Raw genomic sequence first — 14,233 nt, 5'->3', positions numbered from 1 at the left:
GGTGGGGAAGCGATGGTCGTACCACCGTCCCGCGGGCGCTGAGCGCCGTTCTTGTGAGGGACAGTGTGGCAGCCCCGGCTTGCGTGGAACTTACATGCCGGCGATGGCGCCAGGTGATGGGAGGGGCGCTTCGGAACCAACGAAAACCGCCCGCCGCGCCCGGCGCGTAGGCCGGGCATGGCGGGCGGCGTGGTGCTGCCTCAGCCGGTTCAGGCGGCCAGCAGCTGGCGCAGCACGAACGGCAGGATGCCGCCGTGGTTGTAGTAATCGACTTCGATCGGCGTGTCGATGCGCAGCAGCACCGGCACGCGCTGCACGTCGCCATTGGCACGGTTGATCACCAGCACCAGGTCCTGCTGCGGCCTGAGATCCCCCTCGATGCCCTCGATGTCGAAGGTCTCGTTGCCCGTGATGCCCAGCGTCTGCGCGCTGTCGGTGCCCTTGAACTGCAGCGGCAGCACGCCCATGCCGACCAGGTTGGAACGGTGGATGCGCTCGAAGCTGCGCGCGATCACGGCCTTCACGCCCAGCAGCTGCGTACCCTTGGCCGCCCAGTCGCGCGACGAGCCGGTGCCGTATTCCTCGCCGCCGAACACCATCGTCGGCGTGCCTTCGGCGATGTACTTCATGGCGGCGTCGTAGATCGACATTTCCTCGCCGGTCGGCTGGTGGATCGTCAGGCCGCCTTCGACGCGCGAGCCGTCGGCCTTGGGCGGGATCATCAGGTTCTTGATGCGCACGTTGGCGAACGTGCCGCGCATCATCACCTCATGGTTGCCGCGGCGCGAACCGTAGCTGTTGAAGTCCGCCTTGAGCACGCCATGCGACAGCAGGTACTTGCCGGCAGGGGAGGTGTCCTTGATCGAACCGGCCGGGGAGATGTGGTCGGTCGTCACGGAATCGCCGAAGACGCCGAGCGCGCGTGCGCCGCGCACGCTCGCAGTGGCGCCGGACGGCTCCATGCTGAAGTCCTGGAAGAACGGCGGCTCGGCGATGTAGGTCGACGCGGGCCAGTCGTAGACCTGGCCCTTGGTGCCCTTGATCGCGCCCCACAGCTTGCTCGGCTTCTTGACCTGCTCGTAGTTGCCCTTGAACGTCTTGGCGTCCATCGCGAACTTCATCAGCGCGTGGATTTCCTCCGAGCTCGGCCAGATGTCGCCGAGCCAGATGTCCTTGCCGCCCTTGCCCTTGCCGACCGGCTCGGTCATCAGGTCGCGCGTGACATTGCCTGCGATGGCGTAGGCCACCACCAGCGGCGGCGAAGCCAGGAAGTTGGCACGGATATTCGGATGGATGCGGGCCTCGAAATTGCGGTTGCCCGACAGCACGGCGGCCGCGACCAGGTCGTTCGTGACGATGGCCTCGTTCAGTTCCGGCGTCAGGTCGCCCGCGTTGCCGATGCACGTGGTGCAGCCGTAGGCGGTCACGCCGAAGCCAAGCTTTTCGAGGTACGGCAGCAGGCCGGCGGCCGTCAGGTACTCGGTCACCACGCGGCTTCCGGGCGCCAGCGACGTCTTGATGTGCGGCGCCACCGTCAGCCCGGCTTCCACGGCCTTCTTGGCCAGCAAGCCGGCGCCAAGCAGCACGCTCGGATTGGACGTGTTGGTGCAGGACGTGATGGCGGCGATCAGCACGTCGCCGTTCTTGACGTCGATGCCGTCCGTGGTCTGGTAGGTGCGATCGAGTTCGGCCGGCTCCTTGTTGAAGCCGTTCTCGGCCACGGGCTTGCTGAACAGCGAGCTGAACGTGCTCTTGACGTTGCCGATCTCGATGCGGTCCTGCGGACGCTTCGGGCCTGCCAGCGACGGCGCGACGGTGCCGAGGTCCAGCTTGACCACATTGCTGTAGTCGATCTCGCCGGACTTGGGGATACCGAACATGTTTTGCGCTCGGAAATAGCCTTCGAACGCGGCGATTTCCTCTTCCGTGCGGCCGGTGCCCTTGAAGTAATCGATGGTCTTCTCGTCCACCGGGAAGAAGCCCATGGTGGCGCCGTACTCGGGCGCCATGTTGCCGATCGTGGCGCGGTCCGGCAGCGCCAGGCTGGCCGTGCCTTCGCCGAAGAACTCGACGAACTTGCCGACGACCTTTTCCTTGCGCAGCATCTCGGTGATGGTCAGCACGAGGTCGGTCGCAGTCACGCCCTCGCGCAGGCGGCCGGTCAGTTCCACGCCCACCACGTCCGGCGTCAGGAAGTACACCGGCTGGCCCAGCATGCCGGCTTCCGCTTCAATGCCGCCAACGCCCCAGCCCACCACGCCGATGCCGTTGATCATGGTGGTGTGGCTATCGGTGCCGACCAGGGTGTCGGGGTAGTACACGCCGTCCTTCTTATGGACGCCGCGCGCGAGATATTCGAGATTGACCTGGTGCACGATGCCGAAGCCCGGCTGCACCACGCCAAAGGTGTCAAACGCCTGCATGCCCCACTTCATGAACTGGTATCGCTCGTTGTTGCGCTGGAATTCCAGTTGCATGTTCAGGTCGAGCGCCTTCTTTTCGCGGAAGTGGTCGACCTGGACCGAGTGATCGACGACCAGGTCCACTGGCACCAGCGGCTCGATCTGCTTGGGGTTCTTGCCCATCTTCTCGGCCACGTTACGCATGGCGGCGAGGTCGGCCAGCAGCGGCACGCCGGTAAAGTCCTGCAGCACGACACGCGCCACCACGAACGGAATCTCGTCGACGCGTTCCGCGTTCGGCTTCCAGTTGGCAAGCTGGCGGACATGTTCCTCGGTGACCTTCTTGCCGTCGCAATTGCGCAGCACCGATTCGAGCACCACGCGGATCGACACCGGCAGGCGTTCGATCGCCACGTTCAGCTCCTCGCCCAGTTGGGGGAGGGAATAGAACTGGCCGTTGCCTGAAGAGCCGATCTTGAATTCTTTTAGCGTCTTATTGAGGTTGTAGGGCATTGCCATACTCCGATCGAGGAACCTAGCGAGGAATGATGCAGTGGCGTTGACTCGGACCTGACCCCTTGGTGCGCCGCCACGGCGATCACCGCGGTCCGATGTCGGCTGCGCACCGATACTCTAACTGCCGCGCTCACGGGTCGCCAGCGCCGGGCCGGCGAACGCCGTGTTCGCGCCATGACCGCCATGCCGGCAACCATTCCCCGCCGGCATGGCAAGCCGGGTCCGGCCCGAACCTCGAGGAGGCTGGGCCGGGAAACTGCGGGATTTACTGCTTCGGTGCCGCCGACTGCTGCGTGGCGTCGGATTGCGGTTGCTGCTGCGGCGTGGCCAGCAGGGGCGAGGCCACCGGCGCACGCAGGCCGCCGGCTTGCGTCGGCGCGGCGCCGCCGGCCTGCATCTCGGCGTTCTGGCATTCGTCGGCCAGGCGCTGGCCCAGGTTCTTGTTGAACAACATGGCCTTGCTCGGGATCACCACCAGGTCCAGGCCGGAGCGGGCGTCGAAGTAGCGGTCAGCGCCGGTCACGGTGGACTGGCGCGGCAGCTTGTAGTCGCGGCCTTGCCAGTGCACGGTCAGCACTTCATCGCGCAGCATGTTGCCGGAGATGTACAGGACGTTGCCGAGTTCGCACTGCCACTTCTCGCCCGTCGGCGTGGAGGCGGTCTCGGCAGCCGGGGCTGCCTTGCTCTTCTTGGCGGTCGCCTTCTTGGTGGTCGTCTTCTTGGCCGGTTCCTGGGCCATCACGGTGCCGACGGTACCAAGGGTGAACGCGCCGATGCACGCAGCGAGGATGAGCTTTTTCATGGGAATAACCTTTCAGGGTCTGTGTCTTTATGGTCTGGCAAGCCCCGGAGAGTCCGGAGCCTGGGCAAGATTCCGCCGCTATTCTCTACGATTTGCGGAGTAGGGCAAGCAGCCTGTCCTTTCGTTACATAATCCGGACGATACTGCGCGAATGTGGCGGAGGCGCGCTTCACATGCCGCGCCTCAGGTGCCTGGGCCTCACATGCCAATCACTTGCGCTTGCCGATCGGTACGAACTTCAGATCTTCGGGGCCCGTATAGTTGGCGCTCGGGCGGATGATCTTGTTGTCGATGCGCTGCTCGATGATATGCGCAGCCCAGCCCGAAGTGCGAGCGATCACGAACAGCGGCGTGAACATTGCGGTCGGCACGCCCATCATGTGGTAGCTCACGGCGCTGAACCAGTCCAGGTTCGGGAACATCTTCTTGATGTCCCACATCACCGTTTCCAGGCGTTCGGCGATGTCGAACATCTTCATCGAGCCGGCGTCCTTCGACAGGTTGCGCGCGGTTTCCTTGATCACCTGGTTGCGCGGGTCGGCAATGGTGTACACCGGATGGCCGAAGCCGATCACGACTTCCTTGTTCTCGACGCGGCGGGCGATGTCGGCCTGCGCTTCGTCCGGGCTGTCGTAGCGCTTCTGGATCTCGAAGGCCACTTCATTGGCCCCGCCGTGCTTCGGGCCGCGCAGCGCGCCGATCGCGCCGCAGATGGCCGAGTACATGTCCGAGCCCGTGCCGGCGATCACGCGGCCGGTGAAGGTCGATGCGTTGAACTCGTGCTCGGCGTACAGGATCATCGAGGTGTGCATGGCGCGTTCCCACAGCTTTGACGGTTTTTCGCCATGCAGCAGATGCAGGAAGTGGGCGCCGATCGAGTCGTCGTCGGTTTCCACTTCGATGCGGCGACCGTTGTGGCTGTAGTGGTACCAGTACAGCAGCATCGAGCCCAGGCTGGCCATCAGGCGGTCGGCAATGTCGCGAGCGCCCGGGGCGTTGTGGTCGTCCTTCTCCGGCAGCACGGTGCCCAGTACCGACACGCCGGTGCGCATCACGTCCATCGGGTGGGCCGAGGCAGGCACCCATTCCAGCGCGGCCTTGACGTTGGCGGGCAGGCCGCGCAGTGACTTCAGCTTGGTCTTGTAGGCGGCCAGTTCGGCCCTGTTCGGCAGCTTGCCATGGACCAGCAGGTGGGCGATTTCCTCGAACTCGCATGCATCGGCCACGTCCAGGATGTCATAGCCGCGGTAGTGCAGGTCGTTGCCGGTACGGCCGACGGTACATAGCGCGGTATTACCGGCGGTCACGCCCGAAAGGGCAACGGACTTCTTGGGCTTCGGTCCCGCCGATTGCGGAGCGTCTGCCGGGGTGGTGTGATTGGCTGCGGACATCCTGTTCTCCTTTGGAATCGGTCTATGCCGGATGCTTGTTGTGCGCGTGCAGGGCGGGCCGCGGACTAGTCGAAGAACAACTCGGCCACGTTCTTCGGCAGCGGCGTGCCGGTGGCGTGAGCGCGTTGCAGCAGCGACCAGTAGTAACGGTAGCTGGCACGGTCATGCAGTTGGCCGTCGTGCCGGATCGGGGCCCAATTGTTTTCATGGGCGGCCAGCAGAATCTGGCTGGCCGCGCCGATTTCCTCGATGCCGGGTCGGAACGCGGCGACGATCGGCTCGATCTGTCCCGGGTGGATGCTCCACTTGCGCAGGTATCCGAACTCGCTGCGCGCGCGGTGCGCATCATCGCCCGCGCGCTGGGGCACCTGGACGTCGGTGCTGACGTTATGCGAAGGCACCTTGCCGTGGCGGTGGCACGCTGCGGAGATCTCCAGCATCGCGCGGCGGACCAGGGGATGTTCGAACTGCTGCGGCGAGCGCATGGCCTCGCCGGGAATGGCGCCATGGTGGGCCGACACGAAGTCCATCAGCCCAAAGCTCAGGCATTCCACCTGCACCAGCGAAGCGATGTCGAATGCCTGCTCTAGCGCCGCGTGCGTCTCGATCAGCACATGGATTGGGATGTGACGGGCAATGCCTGCCGCGCGGGCTGCCTGGTTGACGTGGTCGGTCACGCGCGCCACTTCGACGACGTCGGTCACCTTGGGCACGACCACGTAGGCCAGCCGGGTACCTGCCGCGCGCACCAGCACGTCGACATCCTGCTTCCAGCACGAATGGGCCGGGTCATGGATGCGTACGCCCACACGGTTGTGGGCGTTGAGCGGACCGTTGATCAGGCTTGCGCACAGTTCGGCGTGTTCGCGTTCCAGGCCGACGGCGGCACCGTCCTCGCAATCGAACGTGATGTCGAAAACGGGGCCAAGCTCTTGCTGCAGGGCCAGCGACTTGAGCATCAGCTTTTCGCTGCCCGCGTAGTGGTCACACACCGGCAACTGGATGGGGATGGCTTCGCCCTGGAACAAGACCTCGGAGGGATGCACTTGGATTTCAGTGGGGAAAGGTTGTGGGATGGGCCGAAACAGTCGAGGGTAGGGGCCCAATACAAAAAAACCGGAGCCCGCGCCGATTCGTGAATCGTTGCGGTGCTCCGGTTTCCTATGCGGACAGGGTCCGAGGATCAGCCGAGCAGGTGCTGCACGCCGGCCTTCTCTTCTTCCAGTTCGTTCAAGGTGATGTTGATCTTTTCCTGGCTGTAGGCGTCGATCTCCAGACCCTTGACGATTTCGTACTTGCCGTTGGCGCAGGTCACGGGGTAGCCGAACATGGTGTCGGCCGGGATGCCGTACTCGCCGTTCGACGGGATGCCCATGGTGACGACCTTGCCGTTGGTACCCAGCACCCAATCATGCACGTGGTCGATGGCGGCGTTGGCAGCCGAGGCAGCCGACGACAGGCCACGCGCTTCGATGATGGCGGCGCCGCGCTTGCCAACGGTCGGCAGGAACACGTCGTTGTTCCACACCGGATCGTTGATCATGTCCTTGACGCTCTTGCCGTCGACAGTCGCGTAGCGATAGTCGGCGTACATGGTCGGGCTGTGGTTGCCCCACACGAACATCTTCTCGATCGAGGCCACCGGCTTGCCGGTCTTGGCGGCGATCTGCGACAGGGCACGGTTGTGGTCCAGGCGCAGCATGGCGGTGAAGTTTTCGCGCGGCAGGCTCGGTGCCGACTTCATGGCGATGTAGGCGTTGGTGTTGGCCGGGTTGCCGACCACCAGCACCTTGACGTTGCGGCTGGCGACTTCGTCGAGTGCCTTGCCCTGCACCGTGAAGATCTGGGCGTTGGCTTCGAGCAGGTCCTTGCGTTCCATGCCCTTGCTGCGCGGACGGGCGCCCACCAGCAGGGCAACGTCGGCGTCCTTGAACGCAACCTTCGGATCATCGGTGATGACCACGCCGGCCAGCAGCGGGAAGGCGCAGTCTTCCAGTTCCATCACCACGCCCTTGACGGCCGCCTGGGCCTGGGGCAGGTCGAGCAGTTGGAGGATGACCGGCTGGTCTTTGCCCAGCATGTCGCCGTTGGCGATGCGGAACAGCAGGGAGTAGCCGATCTGGCCAGCGGCGCCGGTCACTGCGACGCGCATTGGGGCTTTAGCCATGAGTAAATCTCCAAACGAATAGATGGGGGAAACCGGTGGGTGGCGTGCCGCGTAGGGGGAGGCTCGTCACCACGTGCTGGTTGTCGCCACAGCGGGGAGCGGCACTCTGCCGGAACCAGGTGGCAAAGCCACTGGGGGAACCGGTGAGGGTAGCCACAACGGGTCATGGTGAAGCAACGAAGCGTAAGTCTACTGCGAAGCGGGGCGCATTAGCCAGATTGAGCGGCTGTCATGTCTGTGTCACGCGCGCCGCTGGCGTGGACCAGCGCGAGTGTAGGCCGGGGCTCCCCCTCATGTCAATTCATATGTCTTATATAAGACATAAGACGTTTAACGTCAGGCTGGACGGGCTTCGCCGTTTTGTGGTGAAATCCGGCTATGTCCTCCCTGCCTACGTCCCTGACCGGCGCTGCCCTACCCGGAGCGCAGGATTCTGCCGCCGCCACCTCCGGCGCCGGGGCGCAGCCGTCGTCTTCCTCATCGTCTTCCCAGCAGCCGCCTTCCACCGCTGTCCACGCCGTGCCGTCGCCGACTTTCAGTCCGCTTTACCAGCAGATCAAGGCCCTGATCACGCGCAGCCTGCAATCGGGCGAGTGGAAACCGGGTGACATGATACCCAGCGAAATGGAGCTGGCATCGCGCTACAAGGTCAGCCAGGGCACCGTGCGCAAGGCCATCGATGAACTGGCGGCCGAAAACCTGGTGGCGCGGCGGCAAGGCAAGGGTACCTTCGTCACCACCCACCACGAAGACGTGGTCAAGTTCCGCTTCCTGCGGCTGGTGCCGGACGAAGGCGAACCGCATTATGGCGCCAGCCACGTGCTCGAATGCAAGCGGCTGCGCGCGCCCGCCGAGATCGCTCGGCTGCTCGATATCCGCACCGGCGACAGCGTCGTGCAGATTCGCCGCGTGCTGACATTTTCGGGCGAGTCGACCGTGCTGGACGAGATCTGGCTGCTCGGCGCCAACTTCAAGGGGCTCACGGCAGAGAAGCTGACTGAGTGGAAGGGCCCCATGTACGCATTGTTCGAGGCCGAATTCGGTACCCGCATGATTCGGGCCTCTGAGAAGATTCGCGCGGTGGCTGCCGACGAGACGGCGGCCGCCCTGCTTTCCGTCCCGGTCGGGTCACCGCTGCTGTCAGTCGAGCGTGTGTCGTACACGTATGGCGACCGTCCGGTCGAAGTGCGGCGCGGCCTGTATGTGACGACGCGCCACTATTACCAGAACGACCTGAGCTGAATGCCGCCGGGATTATTGCGGCAATTGTCATGATCGCGGTAGCTGTTGCGTGGCAGGGGTGGATTTGGCGCATCGCGACGCGCCGTGTGCGATTGTCGCGCGCCGGCTGTCCGGGCCTGATAGCTGAAAATTATTGGTGCGGCGCGCAACAAAGGCGCTAAAATCTCATGGATTTGCCCCAATGCATTCTTTTGCATGCAGGGCAATGGCAGTTTCGTTTTTTGTTTACCGCAAAATGGGGTCTCGCATGGCTGAAGCCGTCAACAAAGCCAGGCCGGAGTTCCGGAATATCGGTATCTCGCAGATCGCGAAATACCGGTTGCCCTGGGCCGGCAAGGTGTCCATCCTGCATCGCGTGAGCGGCGCAATGATGTTCCTTCTTCTTCCCTTTGTTCTGTACCTGTTTGAGCAGAGCATTACCTCCGAACTGAGCTTCGCAAAGTTCTCGGCCCTGTTGTCCGGTGGCTTCGTCAAGCTGGTTGTGCTGGCCCTGATCTGGGGTTATCTGCATCACTTCTGCGCTGGTATCCGCTTCCTGCTGCTGGACGTGCACGTCGGCGTTTCCAAGCCCGCTTCGGCTAAGTCTGCCATCAGCGTGCTGGTTGTCAGCCTGCTGCTTACCCTGATTTTCGGCCTGAAGCTGTTCGGCCTGTTCTGAGGAGAATCAAGGTGGCAAACAATAATATCGGTCCCAAGCGTCTTGTCGTCGGTGCCCACTACGGCCTGAAAGACTGGCTCGCGCAACGCGTCACGGCTGTGATCATGGTGGTGTTCACCGTGATCCTGGCTATTGCCTTCCTGCTGTCGAACGGCGCTTCGTACGAAGCGTGGGCAGGGCTCTTCTCCAACCAGTGGATGAAGATCATCACGTTCCTGACCATCCTGTCGCTGCTGTATCACGCCTGGATCGGCGTACGTGACATCTGGATGGACTATGTGAAGCCGATGGCCGTGCGCCTCGTGCTGCAAGTTCTTACGATTCTGTGGCTCGTCGGTTGTGCGGGCTACGCTGCTCAGATTCTCTGGAGGGTGTAATAAATGGTCGCAGTCAAGACTGGATTGCCGCGTCGCCGCTTTGACGTGGTCATCGTCGGTGCTGGCGGCGCCGGGATGCGCGCATCCCTCCAGCTCGCGGAAGCCGGCCTGAACGTGGCCGTGCTGTCCAAGGTGTTCCCGACCCGCTCGCACACCGTGGCGGCGCAGGGCGGCATCGGTGCTTCGCTCGGCAACATGAGCGAAGACAACTGGCACTATCACTTCTACGACACCATCAAGGGCTCCGACTGGCTGGGCGACCAGGACGCCATCGAGTTCATGTGCCGTGAAGCCCCGAAGGTCGTGTACGAGCTCGAACACTTCGGCATGCCATTCGACCGTAACCCGGACGGCACGATCTACCAGCGTCCGTTCGGCGGCCATACGGCCAATTACGGTGAAAAGCCCGTGCAGCGCGCCTGCGCCGCGGCTGACCGTACCGGCCACGCACTGCTGCACACGCTGTACCAGCGCAATGTGCGCGCCAAGACCCACTTCTTCGTCGAATGGATGGCGCTGGACCTGATCCGCGACCAGGACGGCGACGTGCTGGGCGTGACCGCGCTGGAAATGGAAACCGGCGAGGTCTACATCCTCGAAGCCAAGACCACGCTGTTCGCCACGGGCGGTGCCGGCCGTATCTACGCTGCGTCGACCAACGCCTTCATCAATACCGGTGACGGTCTGGGCATGGCCGCTCGCGCTGGCGTGCCGCTGGAAGACATGGAGTTCTGGCAGTTCCACCCGACCGGCGTGGCCGGCGCGGGCGTGCTGATCACCGAAGGCGTGCGCGGCGAAGGCGGTATCCTGCGCAACAAGGACGGCGAGCGCTTCATGGAGCGCTATGCCCCGACGCTGAAGGATCTGGCGCCGCGTGACTTCGTGTCGCGCTCGATGGACCAGGAAATCAAGGAAGGCCGCGGCTGCGGCCCGAACGGCGACTACGTGCTGCTCGACCTGACCCACGTCGGTGCCGAGACCATCATGAAGCGCCTGCCGTCGATCCGCGAAATCGGCATGAAGTTCGCCAACGTCGACGCGATCAAGGAACCGATTCCCGTCGTCCCGACCATCCACTATCAGATGGGTGGCATTCCGACGAACTTCCACGGCCAGGTCGTGGTGCCGAAGAACGGTAACCCGAACGAGGTGCTGAACGGTTTCTACGCGATCGGCGAATGCTCGTGCGTGTCGGTCCACGGCGCGAACCGCCTGGGCACCAACTCGCTGCTGGACCTGGTGGTGTTCGGCCGTGCCGCCGGCAACCACATCATCGCCCAGAACCTGAAGCAGAAGGAACACAAGCCGCTGCCGGCCGATGCCGCGGACCTCGCGATGTCGCGCCTGGCCAAGCTGCAGGCCACGTCGTCGGGCGAATACACGCAGGACGTCGCCAACGACATCCGCAAGAACATGCAGTCGCATGCCGGCGTGTTCCGTACGCAAAAGCTGATGGACGAAGGCGTTGAGCGCATCCTGGAAGTGTCGGAGCGCGCCAACAACATCCACCTGAAGGACAAGTCCAAGGTCTTCAACACCGCGCTGGTTGAAGCCCTGGAAGTGGCCAACCTGGTGGAAGTGGCCAAGGCAACGATGATTTCGGCCGCTGCCCGCAAGGAATCGCGCGGTGCGCACGCCCACAGCGATTTCCCGAACCGCGACGACCAGAACTGGCTCAAGCACACGCTGTTCTACAGCGAAGGCAACCGCCTCGACTACAAGCCGGTGAAGATGGAGCCGCTGACGGTGGAAAGCGTTCCGCCGAAGGCCCGTACTTTCTGAGCACCGCATCGTAGAGAAAACAGGACCTACAGAAATGAAGCGTATTTTCGAAGTCTACCGCTACGATCCGGACAAGGACGCGGCACCGCGCATGCAGACCTACGAGGTCGAGCTCGACGGTCACGAGCGCATGCTGCTGGACGCGCTGGTCAAGCTGAAGAAGCTGGACGAGACCATCTCGTTCCGCCGTTCGTGCCGTGAAGGCGTGTGCGGTTCGGACGCGATGAACATCAACGGCAAGAACGGCCTGGCCTGCCTGACCAATATGCGCGAGCTGCCGGACCGTATCGTGCTGCGTCCGCTGCCCGGCCTGCCGGTCGTGCGCGACCTGATCGTCGACATGACGAACTTCTTCAAGCAGTACAACTCGATCAAGCCGTTCCTGATCAACGACGAGCCGCCGCCCGAGAAAGAGCGTCTGCAGTCGCCGGAAGAGCGCGACGAGCTCGACGGCCTGTACGAGTGCATTCTGTGCGCGAGCTGCTCGACGTCGTGCCCGTCGTTCTGGTGGAACCCGGACAAGTTCGTCGGCCCGGCCGGTCTGCTGCAGGCATACCGCTTCATCGCGGACAGCCGCGACCAGGCCACCAGTGAGCGTCTGGACAACCTGAACGACCCGTACCGCCTGTTCCGTTGCCACAGCATCATGAACTGCGTGGACGTGTGCCCGAAGGGTCTGAACCCGACCAAGGCCATCGGCAAGATCAAAGAGCTGATGGTCCGCCGCGCGGTCTGATCCGACGGTGGTTTGCAGTAAAGAGCAGTAGTTGTAAGCGGCGCGTCAGCCTGAGCGGCTATATCAGGCGGGCGCGCCGGAAAGCAGGAAGCCATGACCGAGAGTCTCTCCACCACCTTCTCCCATCAGGCCGATCCGCACAAGCGTGCGCGCCTGCGCTGGCGTGCGCGTCGCGGCCTCCTGGAGAACGACATCATCGTCGAGCGATTCTTCAACCGTTACGAGGAGAGCCTGTCCGATGAGGATGTGGCTTCGCTGAGCGAGCTGTTCGAGCTCAGCGACAACGAGTTGATGGACCTGCTCCTTGCCCGCAAGGAGCTAGACGGTGAGCTCGACACGCCCCCGATGCAGCGCATCATTGGCCTGCTGCGTTCGGTCTGAGTATTTGGTCAATATTATTATTCACAGCATTTGAAGGATCCGACATGACGCCGTCCGATGTGAAAGCCACGCTATCGTTCTCCGATGGTTCCCCCAGCGTTGAGCTGCCGATCTACAAGGGCACCGTAGGCCCGGACGTGATCGACATTCGCAAGCTGTACGGCCAGACCGGCAAGTTCACCTACGACCCCGGTTTCATGTCGACGGCTTCGTGCAATTCGAAGATCACCTACATCGACGGCGACAAGGGCGAGCTGCTGTACCGCGGCTACCCGATCGAGCAACTGGCGCAGAAGTGCGACCACCTCGAAACCTGCTACCTGTTGCTGAAGGGCGAACTGCCCAACGCCAAGCAGAAGGAAGAATTCACCGGCCACGTCATGAACCACACCATGGTTCACGAGCAGCTGCAGTTCTTCCTGCGCGGTTTCCGCCGCGATGCGCACCCGATGGCCGTGCTGACCGGCCTGGTCGGTGCCATGAGCGCGTTCTACCACGACGCGATGGACATCGATGATCCGCACCAGCGCGAGATCTCGGCCATCCGCCTGATCGCCAAGATGCCGACCATGGTCGCCATGGCGTACAAGTACAACATCGGCCAGCCGTACATCTACCCGCAGAACGACCTGTCCTACTCGGGCAACTTCCTGCGCATGCTGTTCGGCACGCCGTGCGCCCCGTACACCGTGAACCCGGTGCTGGAGCGTGCGCTGGACCGAATCTTCATCCTGCACGCCGACCACGAGCAGAACGCTTCGACCTCGACCGTGCGTCTGGCCGGTTCGTCGGGTACGAACCCCTTCGCAGCGATCGCCGCTGGCGTGGCCTGCCTGTGGGGTCCGGCTCACGGCGGCGCCAACGAAGCCGCGCTGAAGATGCTGGAAGAGATCGGCAGCGTCGACAACATCGGCGAGTTCATCAAGCAGGTCAAGGACAAGAACTCGGGCGTGCGCCTGATGGGCTTTGGCCACCGCGTGTACAAGAACTACGATCCGCGCGCCAAGCTGATGCGCGAAACCTGCCATGAAGTGCTGAACGAACTGGGCCTGCACAACGACCCGCTGTTCAAGCTCGCCATGGAGCTGGAAAAGATCGCGCTGGAAGACGAATACTTCGTCAGCCGCAAGCTGTACCCGAACGTCGACTTCTACTCGGGCATCGTCCAGCGCGCGCTGGGTATCCCGACGTCGCTGTTCACCTGCATCTTCGCGCTGGCTCGTACCCCGGGCTGGATCTCGCAGTGGGAAGAGATGATCACCGATCCGGAATACAAGATCGGCCGTCCGCGCCAGCTGTTCAACGGCGCCGCTTCGCGCGACGTGCCGGACATTTCCAAGCGCTAAGCGCGGGAATCGCTCTGGCTGCGCACCGCAGCAATCCCAAACGCCCCGGCTCGCCGGGGCGTTTGTCTTTCCGGCGTCACGCGTCTTGTGCGATGCAGCGATCGCAGTAGCAGGAAGTTGCACCTCGAGTGGTCAGAAGCGCAATTTGTGGTGAATTGTGTCGCGATCGACCAAACGGGTTCCGCATTTGTTGTGCGATTTTCGTATCCGGCAGGGAATTTGACCCTATAATGCGGGCTGCTCTGCCGATGGCAGCCGGGTCACCCTTCCGGCAAGCCGTGCGGCAAGCGGGGCAGGCGACAGCGCTTGCGCAATAGAGAACGCATCAAACGTTGTCTTTCCGAACCATGCTCCCCTGATCCTTCCGGGGGCTGACACATGCCGGGCCCCGCATTCGCTGTCTTCTTGCCGGACCCGTCTTCCGCGTCTCGGA

At 63.2% G+C, this 14,233-nt stretch carries 12 protein-coding genes; 7 read left to right on the top strand and 5 right to left on the bottom strand.

Features of this window, described 5'->3' with window-relative positions:
• Positions 1–209: 209 nt before the first annotated feature.
• The 5 genes from acnA to K2O51_RS25090 all read right to left on the bottom strand — a co-directional run bounded on the left by acnA (position 210) and on the right by K2O51_RS25090 (position 7,278).
• A complete protein-coding gene (gene acnA / locus K2O51_RS25110) occupies positions 210–2,915 on the bottom strand; it encodes an aconitate hydratase AcnA (protein WP_011298482.1) in 2,706 nt (901 codons plus the stop codon).
• A 268-nt stretch (positions 2,916–3,183) separates the two neighbouring features.
• Entirely contained in the window at positions 3,184–3,720 is a 537-nt protein-coding gene (locus tag K2O51_RS25105; protein WP_011298481.1) for a hypothetical protein, read from the bottom strand.
• 209 nt (positions 3,721–3,929) lie between these two features.
• Positions 3,930–5,111, bottom strand: coding sequence for a bifunctional 2-methylcitrate synthase/citrate synthase (prpC, locus tag K2O51_RS25100; protein WP_011298480.1), 1,182 nt, complete (start codon positions 5,109–5,111; stop codon positions 3,930–3,932).
• A gap of 65 nt (positions 5,112–5,176) precedes the next feature.
• On the bottom strand, positions 5,177–6,157 hold the full coding sequence (locus tag K2O51_RS25095; RefSeq protein WP_011298479.1) for an HpcH/HpaI aldolase/citrate lyase family protein: 981 nt from the start codon (positions 6,155–6,157) through the stop codon (positions 5,177–5,179).
• A gap of 137 nt (positions 6,158–6,294) precedes the next feature.
• Entirely contained in the window at positions 6,295–7,278 is a 984-nt protein-coding gene (locus K2O51_RS25090; protein ID WP_011298478.1) for a malate dehydrogenase, read from the bottom strand.
• A gap of 378 nt (positions 7,279–7,656) precedes the next feature.
• On the opposite strand from K2O51_RS25090, the gene K2O51_RS25085 reads away from it, so the two are divergent.
• The 7 genes from K2O51_RS25085 to gltA all read left to right on the top strand — a co-directional run bounded on the left by K2O51_RS25085 (position 7,657) and on the right by gltA (position 13,800).
• The gene (locus K2O51_RS25085) at positions 7,657–8,520 is read left to right on the top strand and encodes a GntR family transcriptional regulator (protein WP_011298477.1); all 864 of its coding nucleotides are present in this window, start codon (positions 7,657–7,659) and stop codon (positions 8,518–8,520) included.
• Positions 8,521–8,767: 247 nt separating this feature from the next.
• Positions 8,768–9,178 carry a succinate dehydrogenase, cytochrome b556 subunit gene (gene sdhC / locus K2O51_RS25080; protein WP_011298476.1) on the top strand — a complete coding sequence of 137 codons (411 nt, stop codon included), beginning with the start codon at positions 8,768–8,770 and terminating at the stop codon, positions 9,176–9,178.
• 11 nt (positions 9,179–9,189) lie between these two features.
• Positions 9,190–9,555, top strand: coding sequence for a succinate dehydrogenase, hydrophobic membrane anchor protein (gene sdhD, locus K2O51_RS25075; RefSeq protein WP_011298475.1), 366 nt, complete (start codon positions 9,190–9,192; stop codon positions 9,553–9,555).
• A gap of 3 nt (positions 9,556–9,558) precedes the next feature.
• Entirely contained in the window at positions 9,559–11,337 is a 1,779-nt protein-coding gene (gene sdhA, locus K2O51_RS25070; protein WP_011298474.1) for a succinate dehydrogenase flavoprotein subunit, read from the top strand.
• Between the two features lie 34 nt (positions 11,338–11,371).
• Positions 11,372–12,073, top strand: a complete 702-nt coding sequence (locus tag K2O51_RS25065) for a succinate dehydrogenase iron-sulfur subunit (protein WP_011298473.1) — start codon at positions 11,372–11,374, stop codon at positions 12,071–12,073.
• A gap of 93 nt (positions 12,074–12,166) precedes the next feature.
• Positions 12,167–12,454, top strand: coding sequence for an FAD assembly factor SdhE (locus K2O51_RS25060; protein WP_011298472.1), 288 nt, complete (start codon positions 12,167–12,169; stop codon positions 12,452–12,454).
• Between the two features lie 44 nt (positions 12,455–12,498).
• On the top strand, positions 12,499–13,800 hold the full coding sequence (gene gltA, locus K2O51_RS25055; protein WP_011298471.1) for a citrate synthase: 1,302 nt from the start codon (positions 12,499–12,501) through the stop codon (positions 13,798–13,800).
• Positions 13,801–14,233 lie beyond the last annotated feature (433 nt).

It is taken from the genome of Cupriavidus pinatubonensis, from assembly GCF_019602855.1.
Lineage (GTDB): Bacteria > Pseudomonadota > Gammaproteobacteria > Burkholderiales > Burkholderiaceae > Cupriavidus > Cupriavidus pinatubonensis.
The sequence above is the reverse complement of the archived record's forward strand: the minus strand, read 5'-3'. Positions and strand labels throughout refer to the sequence as shown.